This window comes from Pandoraea sp. NPDC087047 (assembly GCF_044745225.1).
GTDB lineage: Bacteria > Pseudomonadota > Gammaproteobacteria > Burkholderiales > Burkholderiaceae > Pandoraea.
In genome coordinates, this window is the sequence record NZ_JBIUZU010000006.1 from 113,560 (window position 1) to 129,205 (window position 15,646).

Genomic DNA, 15,646 nt, shown 5'->3' on the forward strand with positions numbered 1-15,646 from the left:
TCTGACATCGGACAACACCGCAATTTCCCTGATGACGCCCTCAAAGCCTGTCGGAGCGCACGAAGGTGGTGCTAGGATTGCCGTATACGTAAAGTCAACATCACGCGTCCGCCGGGTTACGCCCGAGCCCACTTCACGCCATCTGCGAGGCCCTCTCCGCCATGTCAGTCCCGCATTTCGACACGCTCGCCCTGCACGCCGGGGCCGCCCCCGATCCCGCCACGGGGGCGCGCGCCACCCCGATCTATCAGACCACGTCGTTCGTCTTTTCCGATGCCGATCAGGCGGCCGCCCTGTTCAACATGGAACGCGCCGGACACGTGTACTCGCGCATTTCCAATCCGACCAACGCCGTCTTCGAGGAGCGGATGGCCGCATTGGAAAACGGTGTCGGCGCCATTGCCACGGCAAGCGGGCAAGCCGCGCTGCATCTGGCCATCGCAACGCTGATGGGCGCCGGTTCGCACATCGTGGCATCGAGCGCGCTCTATGGCGGCTCGCACAATCTGCTGCACTACACGTTGCGTCGCTTCGGCATCGAAACGACCTTCGTGCGTCCCGGCGACATCGACGGCTGGCGCACCGCCGTGCGACCCGAGACCCGGCTGTTCTTCGGCGAAACACTGGGCAACCCCGGACTCGACGTGCTCGACATCGCGACGGTCTCGCAGATTGCGCACGAGGCGGGCGTGCCCCTGCTCGTCGACAGCACGTTCACCACGCCGTGGCTCATCCAGCCGTTCGAGCACGGCGCGGACTTCATCTACCACTCCGCGACCAAATTCCTTGGCGGGCACGGCACGACCATCGGCGGCGTGCTGATCGACGGCGGCACGTTCGATTTCGAAAAGCGTGACAAATTTCCCGAGCTGACCGAGCCGTACGACGGCTTCCACGGCATGGTGTTTGCCGAGGAGAGTTCCGTCGCGCCCTTCCTGCTGCGTGCGCGACGCGAAGGATTACGCGACTTCGGCGCGTGCTTGCATCCGCAAGCTGCGTGGCAACTGCTGCAAGGTATCGAAACGCTGCCGCTTCGCATGGCGCGGCACGTGGACAACGCGCGCCGGGTGGTGGAATTCCTCGCGGGTCACGAGGCCGTGGCGAGTGTCGCTTACCCCGAACTGCCGTCGCATCCCGATTACGCGTTGGCGAAACGACTGCTGCCGCGCGGGGCGGGTGCGGTGTTCAGCTTCAATCTCAAAGGGGATCGGGAAGCCGGCAGGCGCTTCATTGAGTCGCTGCAATTGTTCTCGCATCTGGCGAACGTCGGCGACGCCCGCTCGCTTGTCATTCACCCGGCCTCTACCACGCACTTCCGCATGGACGCCGCCGCCCTCGCCGCCGCGGGCATCGGGGAAGGCACCGTGCGCCTGTCGATCGGACTGGAAGACCCCGACGATCTGATCCAGGATCTCAAGCGTGGCCTGAAAGCGGCCGTCAAATCCTCGCCCAGGGGGCAAGCCCGATGAATTTCGACATCGCTGGCAACAACGTCTACGCATACACCGCCGGCAAGCCGGTGAATCCCGAACAACCCACGGTCGTCTTTCTGCATGGCGCGCAACACGATCACAGCGTATGGGGCTTACAGAGCCGATACCTCGCGCACCACGGGATGAACGTGCTCGCCCTCGATCTGCCGGGGCATCACCGCAGCACGGGTGCCCCGTTGAAGACGATTGGCGAGATGGCGGACCTCGTGGTCGCCCTGCTGGATGCCGCAGGGATTCGCGGCGCCGCCTGGGTCGGCCACAGCATGGGATCGCTGATCGCGTTGGACGCTGCGGCGCGCCACCCCGAACGCGTCACGCGTATTGCGCTCGTCGGCACCGCGTATCCGATGAAGGTCTCCGACACCCTGCTCGAAGCGGCCGCCGAGCGCGAGCCTGAGGCCATCGCGCTGGTCAACGCCTGGTCGCACAGCACAATCGCGGCCAAACCGTCGGCGCCAGGCCCGGGCTTCTGGACGTGGGGCGTCAATCAACGATTGATGGAGCGCGTTGCGCGACGGAATCCGGCCAAGGTGTTCCTCACCGATTTCGAGGCGTGCAATCAGTACGATGGAGGGACGGAAGCGGCCGCGCGTGTCCAATGTCCAGTCCTCGCCGTGCTGGGACGACGCGATCAGATGACGCCGCCACGCGCTGCGCAGTCGCTGCTCGACACCCTGCGTGAGACGGGCAGCACCGTCACGGTGGAAGTCGTCGACGCAGGCCACGCCATCATGACGGAGCAGCCGGATGCCCTACTCGATGCGCTCAAGCGATTCATGCGACACTGAGCGCGTCACCTTCGCCAACGAGGAGGCTTGTCATGTCTGAGCGCGACGACCCCGCACGGGCCTCACGAACGTTCGACCGGTTTGCCGATTTTTATCCGTTCTATCTCGGCGAACATCGGAATCTCACCTGCCGCCGCCTGCACTTCGTGGGCTCGTGGGGTGTGATTGCATTTCTGGTGACTCTCGCCGTGACGGGCAACGCGTGGTGGCTGCTCGCCGCCATCGTGTGTGGTTATGCGTTCGCGTGGGTGGGCCATTTCTTCTTCGAAAAGAACCGGCCCGCCACGTTTCGCCACCCGATTTACAGTCTGATGGGCGACTGGGTCATGTTCCGCGATATTTGCGTTGGCCGGATCAAGCTCTAGCACGTTGTTAATGCGCCTGGCCTTCAATGCGACTGGCCTTCGCGGTCACCACGGGTGTTTCGGGCATCACCGGGATCACGGACATTGCGAGCATCACGGGTATCGCTGCCTGCATCTGCGGCGGACGCGCCGGCATTGCCGCTTGCCTCACCCACCTCCCCCTTGCCAGCCTCGCCCGCATTACCCGCCGTACCAGCGTCACCCGCGTCCGCCGCGACATCACGCGGCAACGCGTCGGCGAGCGGCACGTCCCACTTGCCCTCTCGCAGAATATCGGCGACGTGAGCGCCATCAAGCGCGTGACGCTCCATCTGCCGCGCCAACTCGTCGACGTTGAGCGCGAGTTGCGCGACGAGCGGTGAGAGCGTCGTCGCGCGCGGGTTGGCAAGCAGCAACCAACGCTCTGCGGGTGGCTGCATCGTCAACCGCCCGACCCATCCCATACGTTCGAGCCGGACCAACAGGTCGCCCGCATGTTCAAGACTCGTACGCATGGTGCGCGCCAATTGCTGCGTCGTGAACCCGCCGCCACCGGCTTCCCGGTTCTGATTGAGCAAATGGATAAGCGTGAGGCCGTCGAGCAAATCGCTGCCCGGGAACCGCGGATACTGGAAATGACCGAGACGCAGCGCGGGCAACACCGACGTGATCGTCGCCCCGACCAGCGCCACCAGCCACGACAGATAGATCCAGAGCAGGAAGATCGGCACCGCCGCGAACGCGCCGTAAACCGCGGTGTACGTCGGGAACTGACGGATGTACAGGCCGAAGCCGCGTTTGGTCAGATCGAATGCCAGCGCCGCCACCACGCCGCCGACCAGCGCGTCGCGCCAGTCCACCTTGCAATTCGGCATGTAGAGGTACATCAGCATGAACGCCACGCTCGTGAGCGCCAGCGGAATCAGACTGAGCAGCGAGGCCACCGCCGGCGGCAACGTGCTCACCAGCGACATCGACTGCGAGAAGACGTACGAACTGATCGACAGACTCACACCAAACAGCAGCGGTCCGAGAGTGAGCAGACTCCAGTAAATCAGCAGACGCTGGGCGAGCGGGCGCGCACGCGGCACGCGCCAGATCACATTGAAGGCCGACTCGACCGTCATCAACGTCAGCACGGAGGTCACCAGCAAGCCGATCAGACCGAAGGCCGTCAAACTCGTCGCTTTCGACGCGAACTGGTTCAGGTAGTTGAATATCTGGGCGTTGACGCTCTCGGGCATCAAATGCTCTAGCAGGAAGCCCTGCAGCGCATCGCGAAACGAATTGAAGATCGGAAAGGCCGTAAACAGCGCGAACGTTACGGCAAACAGCGGCACGATCGACAGAATCGACGTGAACGTCAGGCTGCCCGCCACTTGCGGAATCCGATCGTCCTGCGCCCGCGCAATCGCGTATCTCAGCAGTTGGCGAACGTTGTTCCAGTTGATGCGGGACAGTTTGCGCAAATCGGGCTCTCCGGTGAGGACATCGACGCGACGACAGGCCAGGAACGGCGCACCGCGTACGCTGCGTCATACCGTCACGTCTATAGGAACGCCCTATAATACCCGCACTTTTCGTCGGCTTTTCACTCACGGCGCAAGGCTTCGGCGGGTTTGCCGCCGTGCCATCCTGCCGCTTGCGCCGAAAAGCCTGCGTTACCGGTCGACCGGCGTCGACAAGACGCGCAGCACGGCACGCGACATTGCCATCTCGTCCGAACGTTGCCGGCATCGCCCCGCACCCGACACCTTGCCCCAGCCGATTCCGGCTGACTCGACTTCATGACCGAAATCCTCGTTCTGTACTACAGCCGTCACGGCACGACCCAACAACTCGCACAATGCATCGCCTCGGGCATCGAGAGCGTGCCGGGCGCGCAAGCGCGGGTGCGTACCGTGCCCGCCGTATCGGCGGTGTGCGAAGCCACGGCACCGGACATTCCCGGCAACGGCCCGCCGTACGTCGAATTGCGCGATCTCGATGAGTGCACCGGACTTGCCCTCGGATCGCCCACGCGCTTCGGCAACATGGCCGCCGCACTGAAGTATTTTCTCGACGGCACCACACCGCAATGGCTCTCGGGTGCGCTCGCGGGGAAACCGGCTTGCGTGTTCACGTCCAGCGGGAGCCTGCACGGCGGCCAGGAAAGCACCCTGCTCTCGATGATGATCCCGCTGCTGCATCACGGCATGTTGCTCATGGGCCTTCCCTATACCGAGCCCGCGCTCTCCAGCACGCGTACGGGCGGTTCGCCCTACGGCGCGACGCACTTCGCGCATGACGGCAACCCGCTCTCGGCGGACGAACGCCAGTTGGCCTCGGCGCTCGGTGCGCGACTCGCACGCGCGGCCTGCAAGCTGGCAGAATGAGTGTTTGTGTCGCGCCGTCGGGGAAACCGCCGGTCAGAGCGTCAGCCGCGCCGTTAGCCACGCCCTCGACATTGGGCCAATGCCTCGCGCGCGAGCCGGCAAACCGCCACTGACGCAAGACGCGCAACACCGCAGTAATACCGCAGTAATACCGGCCCACGAGACAAGCCCATGACTGCCACACCGCCCGACCTGCCGCATGACGTCAACGCCAGCGAAGCCCGCGAGACACGAGATCCACGCGACACTCGCGACGGGCATGCCCGGACAAGCACGCATGCCGCGTCAGGCCAGGCGCACCCGTCGCCGCTGCTGCGCCCAACGAGTATTGCGAGCCTGCTGGCACTCATTGCGCTGTCGGTGGCCTGGGAGTTGTGGCTCGCGCCGCTGCGTCCCGGCGGTTCGTGGCTGGTCCTCAAGGCGTTGCTCCTTCTGTTACCGTTGCGCGGCGTGCTGCGCGGCAATTTGTACACGCTCCAGTGGTCGAGCATGTTCATCCTGCTGTTTCTCGCGGAGGGCGTCGTGCGCGGCATGACGGACACGGGGGTATCCGCCGTGCTCGCGTGGATCGAAACGGCGCTGTCGGTGGTGTTCTTCTTCGCGACAATCTTTTACCTGCGGCCCTTCAAGCGGGCGGCGAAAGCCCGAGCCGCGACGGCGCGGTAGCCGTCGCGCTTCGCTCTCGTGCGCCGCTCTCCCCCCCGCCTTTCACCATGAGGCCGCGGATTGCGGCCCCGCCTCCGCCAGCGCCTTCCCTGCCATCTGCCATGAATGATTCCGAATTCCTCACCGCTTGCCGCGACTTGCTGGGTCGCGATCATGTGCTGCGGGATGACGCCGACACCGGCGCCTACCTCACCGATCAACGCAAACGCTACGTCGGCAATGCCCTCGCCGTGCTGCGTCCCGCCGACGCCACGCAGGTTGCCACGCTCGTGCGGTTGTGCGTCGCGTATGGCGTGCCGATGGTCCCGCAAGGCGGCAACACAGGCCTCGCGGGCGGGGCGACACCCGACACGAGCGGACGTCAGGTCGTCATCAGCTTGCGTCGTCTTGACCGCATCCGGCAAGTGGATGCCGAGAACATGACGCTCACCGCCGAAGCGGGCTGTCTGCTCGCCAATGTGCAGGCGGCGGCCTCGGCGGCGGAGCGCCTGTTCCCGCTAAGTCTCGCGGCTGAGGGCAGTTGCACCATCGGCGGCAACCTCGCGACGAATGCGGGCGGCACCGCCGTTCTGCGTTACGGCAACGCGCGCGAGCTGTGCCTCGGACTGGAAGTGGTGACGCCGCAAGGCGAGCTTTGGGATGGCCTGCGCGGGCTGCGCAAGGACAACACCGGCTACGATCTGCGCGATCTGTTCATCGGCGCGGAAGGCACGCTCGGACTGATCACCGCCGCGACGCTCAAAGTCTTCGCCCAACCCGTAGCACGCATGACAGCGCTCGCCGCGCTCGACAGCCCCGCGCAGGCGTTGGCGCTGCTGAATCTGGCGCAACGCATGGCCGGGCCGCTGCTCACCGGCTTCGAATTGATGTCCGGCTTCTGCCTGACGCTCGTAGCGCAGGTCTTCGCGCCCCTGCGCTATCCGTTCTCGCAGCCTTACGCCCAGACGGTACTGCTCGAACTCTCCGACAACGAAAGCGAAGCGCACGCGCGCGATTTGCTGGAGCGGGTGCTGAACGCGGCCATCGAACAAGGGATCGTGCGCGACGCCATTGTTGCCAGCAGCCTCGCCCAATCGAACGCGCTCTGGCATTTGCGCGAGAGCATTCCGCTGGCGCAATCTGCCACGGGCCTGAACGTCAAGCACGATATCGCCGTGCCGGTATCGCAGGTGCCCGCCTTCATTCAGGCAACCGACCCAATCGTGCAACGCATCGCACCCGGCGCGCGCATGGTGACCTTCGGTCATCTCGGTGACGGGAATCTGCACTACAACGTGATGGCGCCGGAAGGCGTCGATCCCGCCGCGTTCCTCAAGCAATATCAGGCGCCTGTGACCGCGGCCGTCCACGACAGCGTGCACGCGCATCGCGGCACGATCAGCGCGGAGCACGGCCTCGGTCAGTTCAAGCGCGAGGCGTCGGCGCATTACAAGTCGCCCGTCGAACTCGCGTTGATGCGTACGCTGAAAAAGGCGTTCGACCCGCTCGGGCTGATGAATCCGGGCAAAGTGCTGCCGGACTGAGTGCCATGGCCGCGCGTCGCCGCCCTCTCCGTTCGACGGGGACAGCCACGCAGACAGTCGCACGACAAGACCGAGTGACGCATCAGCTCCAAGGCATCAATAAATCGGCAAAATTTGAAGAAATGTCGTCAATTTCGCGACAAAATGCCGCGAAATCCCGCCATTTTCTTTACAGAGGCGTACCAACGCCCTACAATGGCTTCTTTCCAATTACGACGGAGTTTTCCGTGGGCAGTTGCTCTAGTAGCACGCAAGCGTCGGCAATGACCGGCGAGGCGTTGGCCCGGTAACCCGCAGTCGTCTCCGACTGCCGCTGCCGGTCTCAATGCCGCAGCGGTAGTGCATCGATCACACCGAATCCCGATGACCTTACGGTCATTTGCGACTTCAGGTAACGATCCCGTTTTCTCGCACCTACCCCGCAGTTCAGCGTTTGTTTGACGGATGCATTCCCCCATCCGGAACAAGGCACGCTCAGAGCGCCGTTTCACGCCCGACAGCACATCGTCGATGGCCAGGACGCCGCAAAGCCTGCCAACGCTTGCGTCGAAATCATGCATCGCATTGCGCATCGCGCGTTCTTTGCTTGCGCCCTGTCGGGCCAAGCTCGCGCCGAGCGCATCGCCATGCGTGGCCAAGCCCCGGCATCCGCCGTCTCAGGCCCTTGATTCAGGAGGACACCATGACGCTGCAAATGCTTATCCCCTCGCTGTTCGATCGCGCTCGCGCCCGCCTTGCACCCGCTTCGGCTGCATCGAACACGGTCTCGCCGCCGGCCGAGAGCACGCTCGCGTCGCCGCAATACCGGCTGGTCGTGCTGACGTTGGCATCGAAGGCCAATGTCATCGACGCGACGGTCCGCAACGCGCTACGCACGCAACGGATCTCGCCCGAGACAGCCACGCGCACCGACCGCTCGGGCGGCTACCTGCTCGAACTCGACTACGTGCTGCGTTGCGACCGCAGCCGTCGTGCGGCGCTCGTGCATCTCGTCTCGACGCTCGGCGACACCGCCGGCGTGCGCGCCATCCGCTGGGAAACGGCGCCCAATCTGACGACGCGCTAACGCCCCCCTTCTTCGGCACCCACGCCCCATCGGCCCGGCCGACACCGACGTCCACACGTCGAGGTCCGCCGGGCCGATGATTTTTTCTGTCCGCTTCCATCACACTCAAACCTGAACGTTCACGTACAGGTTGTGCTAATATTGCCTTCATTCATGGATCGGAGTCGATCGGAGGCACTCATGGCCACAGATCTCTTACCGGCATCATCGGCCGGTACGCCGCCAGATGACACGTCATTGCTGACAGTCGGGCAAGCCGCTGCCGCGCTCGGCGTCACGGCCCGCACGCTGAAGTATTACGAGGAGTTGAACCTCGTCGTTCCCGCCCGCAGTGGCGGACGCTATCGCATGTACACCCAAGCCGATCTCGCGACCTTCGGACGCATTTTACGTATGCGCTCGCTCGGGTTTTCGATTGCGGCGATCACGGAGATGCTCAAGCGTCCGCGACGTATGGTTGAAGCCGGCAAGTCGCGTATGAACGAGGAGGACCTGCACGCGGTTCGCGACGCGCTGACCTCCCAGCTCGACACCTTGCGTGAGCGCACGGCGCAGGTGCGCCGCGAATTGCGTGAAGCGGAAAGTCTGGAAGCACAGATCGAACACGATCTGCAATACATCGAGCAACGCCTGCGCGGCGTGCCGGCTGACGAGTTGCTCGCCGAGCGCGCCGAACGTGCCGAACGCGCCCGCAAGCCGTCGGCGCGCTGAGGCGCCCCGACGTCACGACCGCCACCGCCCGCCCCTGACACTCGCGCCGACATCCACCCACCCCCACCATGACGCCCGCCATTCCACCGTCGAACGCTGCTGCATCGCCGCCCGGGGGCCCTCCGCGCGGCCCGGCGCCCGGCAGCGCAGGCGGCACCGACCCGCTGCGGCCGATGCGTGTTAAGGCCTACCGTTATGCCCTCGGCCTGATTCCGGGCCTCGAATTCTTCGAGAACGCCCTGCTCGTCTACTTCGCCGTGTACGTATCCGGCGGCGTCGACGCCTCGCCCAAGGAATTCGTGTGGATGACGACGGCATACGGCATTGCGTCGGTCCTCGCCATCCTCAAACAGCAGTGGTTCGTCGAGCGCATCGGCTACCGCCGTTATCTGACGGCCTCGCTGCTGCTCTACGCGTGCGGCGCGGTGCTCGCGGGCACGAGCGAGAGCGTGACGCAGCTCGTGATTGCGCGCGCTTTTCAGGGATTTTGCGCCGGCAGCTGGATGAGCTCCTGCCGAATCCTCGCGCAGGTGAGCGTGCCCGCCGAGCGTCGCGGCAAGACGATTCAGACGTTCGCGCTGCTGCTGTTCACGGGCTCGGCCCTCGCCCCGCTCATCGGCGGCTTGCTCGTCTCCGAATACACCTGGCGCACGCTGTTCCTTTGCACGGCGCCGCCCGCCGTACTGCTGGCAGGGCTCGCGTGGTTCGCGGTCCCGGACGTCGGCCGCCTGCGCGATCGCGCCACAGGCGGGCGCTACCCGTTCGCTCCGTTCATGGCGTTCGCCCTGGCGATGGGGGCGTTTCAGGTGGTGCTTCAGGAAATGCGCTACACGCTCTGGCTGCAAACGCCGCTGCTGCCGCTGCTGACGGTCGTGGGCGTCGGCGCGCTCGTGTGGTTCGGCTATCAACAATGGCAGCACCCCACGCCGTTCATCCGTCTGCAATCGCTGCGTCGACGCGAGTTTCAAGTCGGACTGGTGCTATACGCGGCGTACTACTATCTGGCGAACACGCAGAGTTATCTGATGCCGCGCCTGCTTGAGCAAGGCTTCGGCTTCACCGTCGAGCATACCGGGCAATTGCTGGGCTATTCCGCGCTGCTCACGGTATTCCTGCTGCTCGCCTACTTCCGCGTCGCGAAATTCATCGCGCAGAAGAAACTGCTGATCGTGAGCGGTTTTCTGATGACGATCGCGACCAGCGTATGGCTCGGCGCCATGCCACCCGACGCCGGTCAATCGCAGCTATACGGTGTGCTGGCGCTCAAAGCGGTTTTCGGCATTTTCACGGTACTGCCAGTGGCGAACCTGACGTTTCGCACCTTCGATCACGAGAGTTTCGTACATGGCTACCGGCTGAAGAACATTCTGCGTCAGCTCTCCGGCTCGTTCGCCGTCTCGACCATCGTGGCGTTCGAGCAGCACCGCGAGGCGCTCCATCGCACCCGTCTGACAGAAGTGGCCAATCCGTACAATCCGATCTTCACACAGACGCTCGACGCCCTCGCCAATGCGCTCACGCATGCCGGTATAGCTGCCTCGCAGGCACGCGGCGCGGCGCTCGCGCAGATTGCCCAGACGATTGAGCGCCAGGCGGCGTTTCTCTCGTTCATCGACGGTTTTCACTTCATTGCCATCGTGGCACTATGCGGTGCGATTTTTGCGGCAATCCAGAAGCAGCTAAATTAGAATCATTGCGACGCTACCGCGCCGGCCGTCACACGCCATAACACGTCACATTGCACGAACCAGCGCCACCGCCTCGTTCGTGCGCGTCGAATTCGGCCACGCCCGCCATGCTCAAGACCTTGTTTGCCCGCCTCGGACTCGCCCGGCAAACCGCCACCATCGACGACAACGTCTGGCAGGAGGTGGTCGGCGCCTTGCCGTTCCTTTCGCGTCGCAGCGCTGCCGACCTGGAAAAGCTCCGCGCGCTGGCGGCCGACTTTCTGACAAGCAAACACTTCTCCACGGCGCACGATCTGGTGCTGACCGAGGCGATGTGCGTCTCCGTCGCCGCGCAAGCCTGCCTGCCGATTCTCAATCTGCCGCCTGCGCTGTATCGCGGGTGGACCGGCATCGTGCTGTATCCCGGCGAGTTCCTGATTCGCAAGACGGTGCAGGACGAGGCCGGCGTGGTGCACGACGTCGAGCAGGAAGCGAGCGGCGAAGCCTGGGAGGGGGGCCCCGTCGTGCTGTCCTGGCAGGACGTTCAGGCAAGCGACGTGCTGGCGTACAACGTCGTGATCCACGAATTCGTCCACAAAATCGACATGGAAGGCGGCGAAGCGGATGGTGTGCCGCCCATGTTGCGGCGGCTGCATGGCGAACTGACGCCCGAAGCGTGGTGCAACGTGTTCGATCCGGCCTACGAGGAGTTCTGCCACCATGTGGCGAACATCCCCGATGCGCGCTGGGACAGCTTCGCCTCGACGTCGCTGCTCGACCCTTATGCGACGGAACATGAGTCGGAATTCTTCGCGGTGTGCGCCGAGGCGTTCTTCGTCGCCCCCGAGGCCTTCCGCGATGAGTATCCGGCCCTGTACACGCTGTTCTCCCGTTATTTCCTGCAAGACCCGGCCGCCCCCGCCGCAACCCTATGAAAACTTTGCGAAAGTCGTTGTTTTCATGGCATAATGCGCGTTTTACAAATCCGGAAAGTGGTTGACGCGTTTCCCGTTGCATGACGGCGATGGCGTTAGCGAGCCAAGGGGCTCGCGCAGACTGGCTACCGACTTAACTCAAGGTCCATCATGAAAGAAGGCATTCACCCGAATTACCGCGAAGTCCTGTTCCGCGACATGACGCCCGGCGTCGACTTCGAATTCATCACCCGCTCGACGATCCAGACCAAGGAAACGGCCGAGAAGGATGGCAAGACCTACCCGCTCGTGAAGATGGATACGTCGTCGGCTTCGCACAACTTCTACACCGGCGAACAGCGCATCATGGACACGGCTGGCCGCGTCGACAAGTTCCGTCAGAAGTTCGGCAACCGCGCCAGCGGCAAGATCGCCTAAGTTTCATCGGCGACGCGCCACACAACGCGATGCGGGGCCCGTCAGACGTTTGCGGGCCAACGTATCAGGGGTAACACCCCGGCGTTGCGAAAAGCATTGGAAAAGGGCAGCTGAGGCTGCCCTTTTTTCTTGGTTCTGCCCTGCGCCGAACCATCGGTTACTGTCATACTGTCGGCTTTCCGGACAACCCGAGTTTGCCCTTGGGTTGATCCCGAGCGTTACCCCAGGTTTCACCCCGAGTTTCGCCCCTGAGCCAGTTCCGGCTCGCCCCATCCGTCTTCCCGATCCGGTTGTCCGGCCGGTCCCGTCGTATCGCCTATGAAACGAGTTCGCATCACCGCCTCCGCCACCAGCGCGCTACCGCGTTCGCTGTTGATCGCCATTTGCGTCATCTATGTGCTGGCGGGGTTGTTTGGTCGCGACCCGTGGAAGAACGAAGACGCCGCCGGGTTCGGCATCATGTGGACGATGGCGCACGGCCATATGGCCGACTGGTTGCTGCCAAACATCTCAGGCAAACCCATTTACGACAACGGCCCACTCGTCTCGTGGCTCGGCGCGCTCGCCATTCGCGCCTTCTCGTGGCTCGACGCGCCAGACGCGGCCCGCATCGTCACCGGTCTGTGCTTCTACGTCACCTGCACGTTTATCTGGTACGGCACCTATCTGCTCGGCCGCCGCCCGGAAGTGCAGCCGTTCAAATACGCTTTCGGCGGTGAGCCCGAACCGCGCGACTACGGCCGTACGCTGGCCGATGGGGCCCTGCTGATTCTGCTCGCCTGCTTCGGGCTGGCCGAGCGCGGCCACGAAACGACAGCCACCGTCGGGCAGCTCACGCTCATCGCCATGGCCATTTATGGCCTCGTGCGCAGCCTGGACAAGCCGCGTCAGGGTGCCGTGTGGTTCGGTCTGGCGCTCGGCGGCATGGCGCTCGCGTCGTCGCCACTGATGACGCTGTCACTGTGGATCGCGGGCATTGCAGCCGCTGTGGTATGCCGGGCCCTGCCCTTGCGCATGTTGCTGCTGGTGTCCACCCCCATCACGCTGCTGATCGCCTGCACCTGGCCGCTCGCAGCCCTCAAGCTCGCCAATGGCGCACGGTCCTGGCTCAGTGAATGGGCCGACATCGGCGTCGACGCTTTCAGCGGCCCGACGCTCAACTCGCTGAGCTACATCGCCAAGAACCTGGCATTGTTCGCATGGCCAGCATGGCCGCTGGCTGCGTGGTCACTGTACTCGTGGCGCGGCATGCGACGCGCACCGCACATCGCGATTTCGCTGATCTTCGCCGTCGCGATCCTCGTGCTGATCGTGCTGCAAGCGCACCAGGGCAACCAGCTCTTCATGCTGGCGCTGCCCCCGCTCTCGATCATCGCCGCGTTCGGCCTGCCCACGCTCAAGCGCGGCACGGTCAACGCCATCGACTGGTTCGCCGTGTTGTCGTTTACCGTGCTGGCGGGCTTTGTCTGGATCGTCTGGCTCGCGGGCATCACCGGCTTTCCGGCGTCGACGGCACGCAACCTGCGACGTCTGGTGCCCGGCTTCGCCCCCGAATTCAGCTGGATCACGCTGATCAGCGCGCTGATCGTGACCGGCGCGTGGGTCGCGCTGGTGGCATGGCGTGTATCGCGCAGCCCGAAGGTGTTGTGGCGCAGCGTGGTGCTGTCCTCCGGCGGTACCACATTGATGTGGGTGCTGCTCATGACACTCTGGCTGCCTGTCGTGAACTACGGCAGAACGTATCGCGATGTGGCGGCGCAAATCGCGGCCCATCTGCCCGCCGATTACACCTGCATTCGCACCGCGCGCGTGGGCGACGCACAGCTCGCATCGTTCGCGTACTTCGGCAACATGCGCTTCGGCTCGGCCAGCGACGATTGCGACGTCCTGCTGCGTCAGGACTCGCAGGACTACAGCGAACCGCTGTCGCTCGCACCATACGAATGGCGTCAACTCTGGGAAGGCCGCCGTGCGGCCGACCGAGACGAACGCTTCCGTCTCTACGTCTTGCAAGAGCGCCCCTGGCGTCGTGCAGCGCGCCCGCGTTAAAACACGCAGCCTTCCCCCCATCCCCTCAGCACCATGTGGCAGGACATAAGACGCATTGCTGCGCTGGCATGGCCGGTATTGATCGGCCAACTGGCGGTCATCGCCTTCGGGGTGATGGACACCGCCATGGTCGGACGCGCCTCGGCATTCGACCTCGCCTCGCTGGCACTCGGCGGGTCGATCTACATCACCGTGTATGTCGGGCTGATGGGAATCCTCGTCGCGCTCTCGCCCATCGTCGCGCAGCTCTACGGCGCGGGTGAGCGCACCGCCATCGGCGAGGAAGTGCGCCAGAGCTTCTGGCTCGCCCTGTTTCTCGCGGTGCCGGGCTTTCTGGTGCTATCGCACCCGCAGTTCATCCTGAGACTCTCCGAGGCGACGCCCGAGCTCGAAGCCCGTGCGAGCGCCTATTTGCAGATTCTCGCGTTCGGTCTGCCCGCGGCGATGCTGTTTCGCGTGTACTCGTCGCTGTCCACGGCCGTGGCGCAGCCGCGCATTGTCATGGTCATTCAGGTGACGGGACTGGCGCTGAAAGTGCCGCTGAACCTGGCGCTGATCTATGGCGTCGAGCGGTTGGGCATTCCGGCGCTCGGCAGCACGGGGTGCGCCATCGCCACGACCGCTATCAACTGGGTGTCGTGCGGCTTGGGGCTCACGCTGATGGCGCGCCACGCGAAGCTGCGCGAGTTCGCCATCTTTGCGCGGTTCTGCTGGCCGCAATGGCACGCGATTCGCGCCCTGCTCAAACTCGGCGTGCCCATGGGACTGAGTTACCTGATCGAGGTGACGGCGTACTCGTTCATGGCGATCTTCATTGCCCGGCTGGGCGACGTCACGCTCGCCGGCCATCAGATCGCGGCGAATCTCGGGGCACTGATGTACATGCTGCCGATGTCGATCGCCATCGCAACGGCAACGCTCACCGCACAGGCCATCGGCTCGCGCGATCTTCAGGCGGCGCGGTTGACTGGACGGCGAGGTGTCGAGTTTGCAGGCACCCTGGGGCTCGGGCTCGCCACGCTCATGTGGTTCAGCCGTCCGCTGATTCTGGCGGCCTATACGTCAGACCCGCAGGTCGCGGCCGTCACCACGCCGCTGCTCGCCATCGTCTCCATCTATCACCTGTTCGACGCCCTTCAGGTGAACGCCGTCTTCGTGCTGCGCGCATGGAAGGTGGCCGTCGTACCGACCGTCATCTACGCCCTCTCGTTGTGGGGCGTCGGCCTCGGCGGCGGGTACGTGCTGGGCTTCGACGTCGGGGGCATCTCCCCGGTGTGGCTGCATGGCGCAAGGGGCTTCTGGGCCGCCAACACCGCAAGCGTGGCGGTCGCCGCCGTCGGGCTACTGATGTATTTGCGCTGGGTGGTGCATGTCAAAGCGGCGCGCGCGTGAGCGCCCGCGCCAGCGAGTCAGACAGGCTACGGCGTCGGCGCAGCATCGCCTCGCCCCTCATCGAATGGTCAGGGTATTGCGTCGATCCGCGGGAGCGCCCACCGGCAACAAAGTGACGAGGGGATGCTGCCCGCAATCCCGAGTCTCATGACAACGGCGCAGTTCACGTTCCGCGCTTGTTGTCCGACAACCTAACAACGAACGACGTCGCAGGGATCCA

At 64.4% G+C, this 15,646-nt stretch carries 14 protein-coding genes; 13 read left to right on the forward strand and 1 reads right to left on the reverse strand.

Features of this window, described 5'->3' with window-relative positions:
• The first annotated feature begins 161 nt into the window (after positions 1-161).
• From ACIPHM_RS13025 to ACIPHM_RS13035, 3 genes are read left to right on the forward strand one after another with little or no spacing between them, the layout of a single operon-like run.
• Positions 162-1,469: an O-acetylhomoserine aminocarboxypropyltransferase gene (locus ACIPHM_RS13025; RefSeq protein WP_400328430.1), complete on the forward strand. Its 1,308-nt coding sequence runs from the start codon at positions 162-164 to the stop codon at positions 1,467-1,469.
• The gene (locus tag ACIPHM_RS13030; RefSeq protein ID WP_400328432.1) at positions 1,466-2,281 is read left to right on the forward strand and encodes an alpha/beta fold hydrolase; all 816 of its coding nucleotides are present in this window, start codon (positions 1,466-1,468) and stop codon (positions 2,279-2,281) included. Before ACIPHM_RS13025 ends, ACIPHM_RS13030 begins: the two co-directional genes overlap by 4 nt.
• Positions 2,282-2,313: 32 nt before the next feature.
• Positions 2,314-2,646: an Mpo1-like protein gene (locus tag ACIPHM_RS13035; protein ID WP_400328433.1), complete on the forward strand. Its 333-nt coding sequence runs from the start codon at positions 2,314-2,316 to the stop codon at positions 2,644-2,646.
• A gap of 23 nt (positions 2,647-2,669) precedes the next feature.
• Here the strand turns inward: ACIPHM_RS13035 and ACIPHM_RS13040 are convergent, their stop codons facing one another.
• Positions 2,670-4,094, reverse strand: coding sequence for a YihY family inner membrane protein (locus ACIPHM_RS13040; protein ID WP_400328435.1), 1,425 nt, complete (start codon positions 4,092-4,094; stop codon positions 2,670-2,672).
• Positions 4,095-4,412: 318 nt separating this feature from the next.
• On the opposite strand from ACIPHM_RS13040, the gene wrbA reads away from it, so the two are divergent.
• From wrbA to ACIPHM_RS13090, 10 genes are all read left to right on the forward strand, one after another.
• Positions 4,413-5,000, forward strand: a complete 588-nt coding sequence (wrbA, locus tag ACIPHM_RS13045; protein ID WP_400328437.1) for an NAD(P)H:quinone oxidoreductase — start codon at positions 4,413-4,415, stop codon at positions 4,998-5,000.
• Positions 5,001-5,171: 171 nt separating this feature from the next.
• Positions 5,172-5,666, forward strand: coding sequence for a DUF2069 domain-containing protein (locus ACIPHM_RS13050; RefSeq protein WP_400328439.1), 495 nt, complete (start codon positions 5,172-5,174; stop codon positions 5,664-5,666).
• A 101-nt stretch (positions 5,667-5,767) separates the two neighbouring features.
• Positions 5,768-7,189, forward strand: coding sequence for an FAD-binding oxidoreductase (locus tag ACIPHM_RS13055; RefSeq protein ID WP_400328441.1), 1,422 nt, complete (start codon positions 5,768-5,770; stop codon positions 7,187-7,189).
• A 682-nt stretch (positions 7,190-7,871) separates the two neighbouring features.
• Positions 7,872-8,255, forward strand: coding sequence for a hypothetical protein (locus ACIPHM_RS13060; protein ID WP_400328442.1), 384 nt, complete (start codon positions 7,872-7,874; stop codon positions 8,253-8,255).
• A gap of 180 nt (positions 8,256-8,435) precedes the next feature.
• Positions 8,436-8,966, forward strand: a complete 531-nt coding sequence (locus ACIPHM_RS13065) for a MerR family transcriptional regulator (protein ID WP_400328444.1) — start codon at positions 8,436-8,438, stop codon at positions 8,964-8,966.
• A gap of 68 nt (positions 8,967-9,034) precedes the next feature.
• Positions 9,035-10,654, forward strand: a complete 1,620-nt coding sequence (locus ACIPHM_RS13070; protein WP_400328446.1) for an MFS transporter — start codon at positions 9,035-9,037, stop codon at positions 10,652-10,654.
• 107 nt (positions 10,655-10,761) lie between these two features.
• Complete coding sequence (locus ACIPHM_RS13075) at positions 10,762-11,568, forward strand: zinc-dependent peptidase (protein ID WP_400328448.1); 807 nt, start codon at positions 10,762-10,764, stop codon at positions 11,566-11,568.
• Between the two features lie 150 nt (positions 11,569-11,718).
• On the forward strand, positions 11,719-11,985 hold the full coding sequence (locus tag ACIPHM_RS13080; protein ID WP_400328450.1) for a type B 50S ribosomal protein L31: 267 nt from the start codon (positions 11,719-11,721) through the stop codon (positions 11,983-11,985).
• Between the two features lie 318 nt (positions 11,986-12,303).
• Positions 12,304-14,034 carry an ArnT family glycosyltransferase gene (locus ACIPHM_RS13085; RefSeq protein WP_400328452.1) on the forward strand — a complete coding sequence of 577 codons (1,731 nt, stop codon included), beginning with the start codon at positions 12,304-12,306 and terminating at the stop codon, positions 14,032-14,034.
• Positions 14,035-14,067: 33 nt separating this feature from the next.
• Entirely contained in the window at positions 14,068-15,426 is a 1,359-nt protein-coding gene (locus ACIPHM_RS13090) for an MATE family efflux transporter (protein WP_400328454.1), read from the forward strand.
• The last annotated feature ends 220 nt before the right edge of the window (positions 15,427-15,646 follow it).

Bases quoted from the DNA above. Each gene is read 5' to 3' on its own strand.
- ACIPHM_RS13025 (WP_400328430.1), top strand. From the start codon at position 162: ATGTCAGTCCCGCATTTCGACACGCTCGCCCTGCACGCCGGGGCCGCC.
- ACIPHM_RS13030 (WP_400328432.1), top strand. From the start codon at position 1,466: ATGAATTTCGACATCGCTGGCAACAACGTCTACGCATACACCGCCGGC.
- ACIPHM_RS13035 (WP_400328433.1), top strand. From the start codon at position 2,314: ATGTCTGAGCGCGACGACCCCGCACGGGCCTCACGAACGTTCGACCGG.
- wrbA (WP_400328437.1), top strand. From the start codon at position 4,413: ATGACCGAAATCCTCGTTCTGTACTACAGCCGTCACGGCACGACCCAA.
- ACIPHM_RS13050 (WP_400328439.1), top strand. From the start codon at position 5,172: ATGACTGCCACACCGCCCGACCTGCCGCATGACGTCAACGCCAGCGAA.
- ACIPHM_RS13055 (WP_400328441.1), top strand. From the start codon at position 5,768: ATGAATGATTCCGAATTCCTCACCGCTTGCCGCGACTTGCTGGGTCGC.
- ACIPHM_RS13060 (WP_400328442.1), top strand. From the start codon at position 7,872: ATGACGCTGCAAATGCTTATCCCCTCGCTGTTCGATCGCGCTCGCGCC.
- ACIPHM_RS13065 (WP_400328444.1), top strand. From the start codon at position 8,436: ATGGCCACAGATCTCTTACCGGCATCATCGGCCGGTACGCCGCCAGAT.
- ACIPHM_RS13070 (WP_400328446.1), top strand. From the start codon at position 9,035: ATGACGCCCGCCATTCCACCGTCGAACGCTGCTGCATCGCCGCCCGGG.
- ACIPHM_RS13075 (WP_400328448.1), top strand. From the start codon at position 10,762: ATGCTCAAGACCTTGTTTGCCCGCCTCGGACTCGCCCGGCAAACCGCC.
- ACIPHM_RS13080 (WP_400328450.1), top strand. From the start codon at position 11,719: ATGAAAGAAGGCATTCACCCGAATTACCGCGAAGTCCTGTTCCGCGAC.
- ACIPHM_RS13085 (WP_400328452.1), top strand. From the start codon at position 12,304: ATGAAACGAGTTCGCATCACCGCCTCCGCCACCAGCGCGCTACCGCGT.
- ACIPHM_RS13090 (WP_400328454.1), top strand. From the start codon at position 14,068: ATGTGGCAGGACATAAGACGCATTGCTGCGCTGGCATGGCCGGTATTG.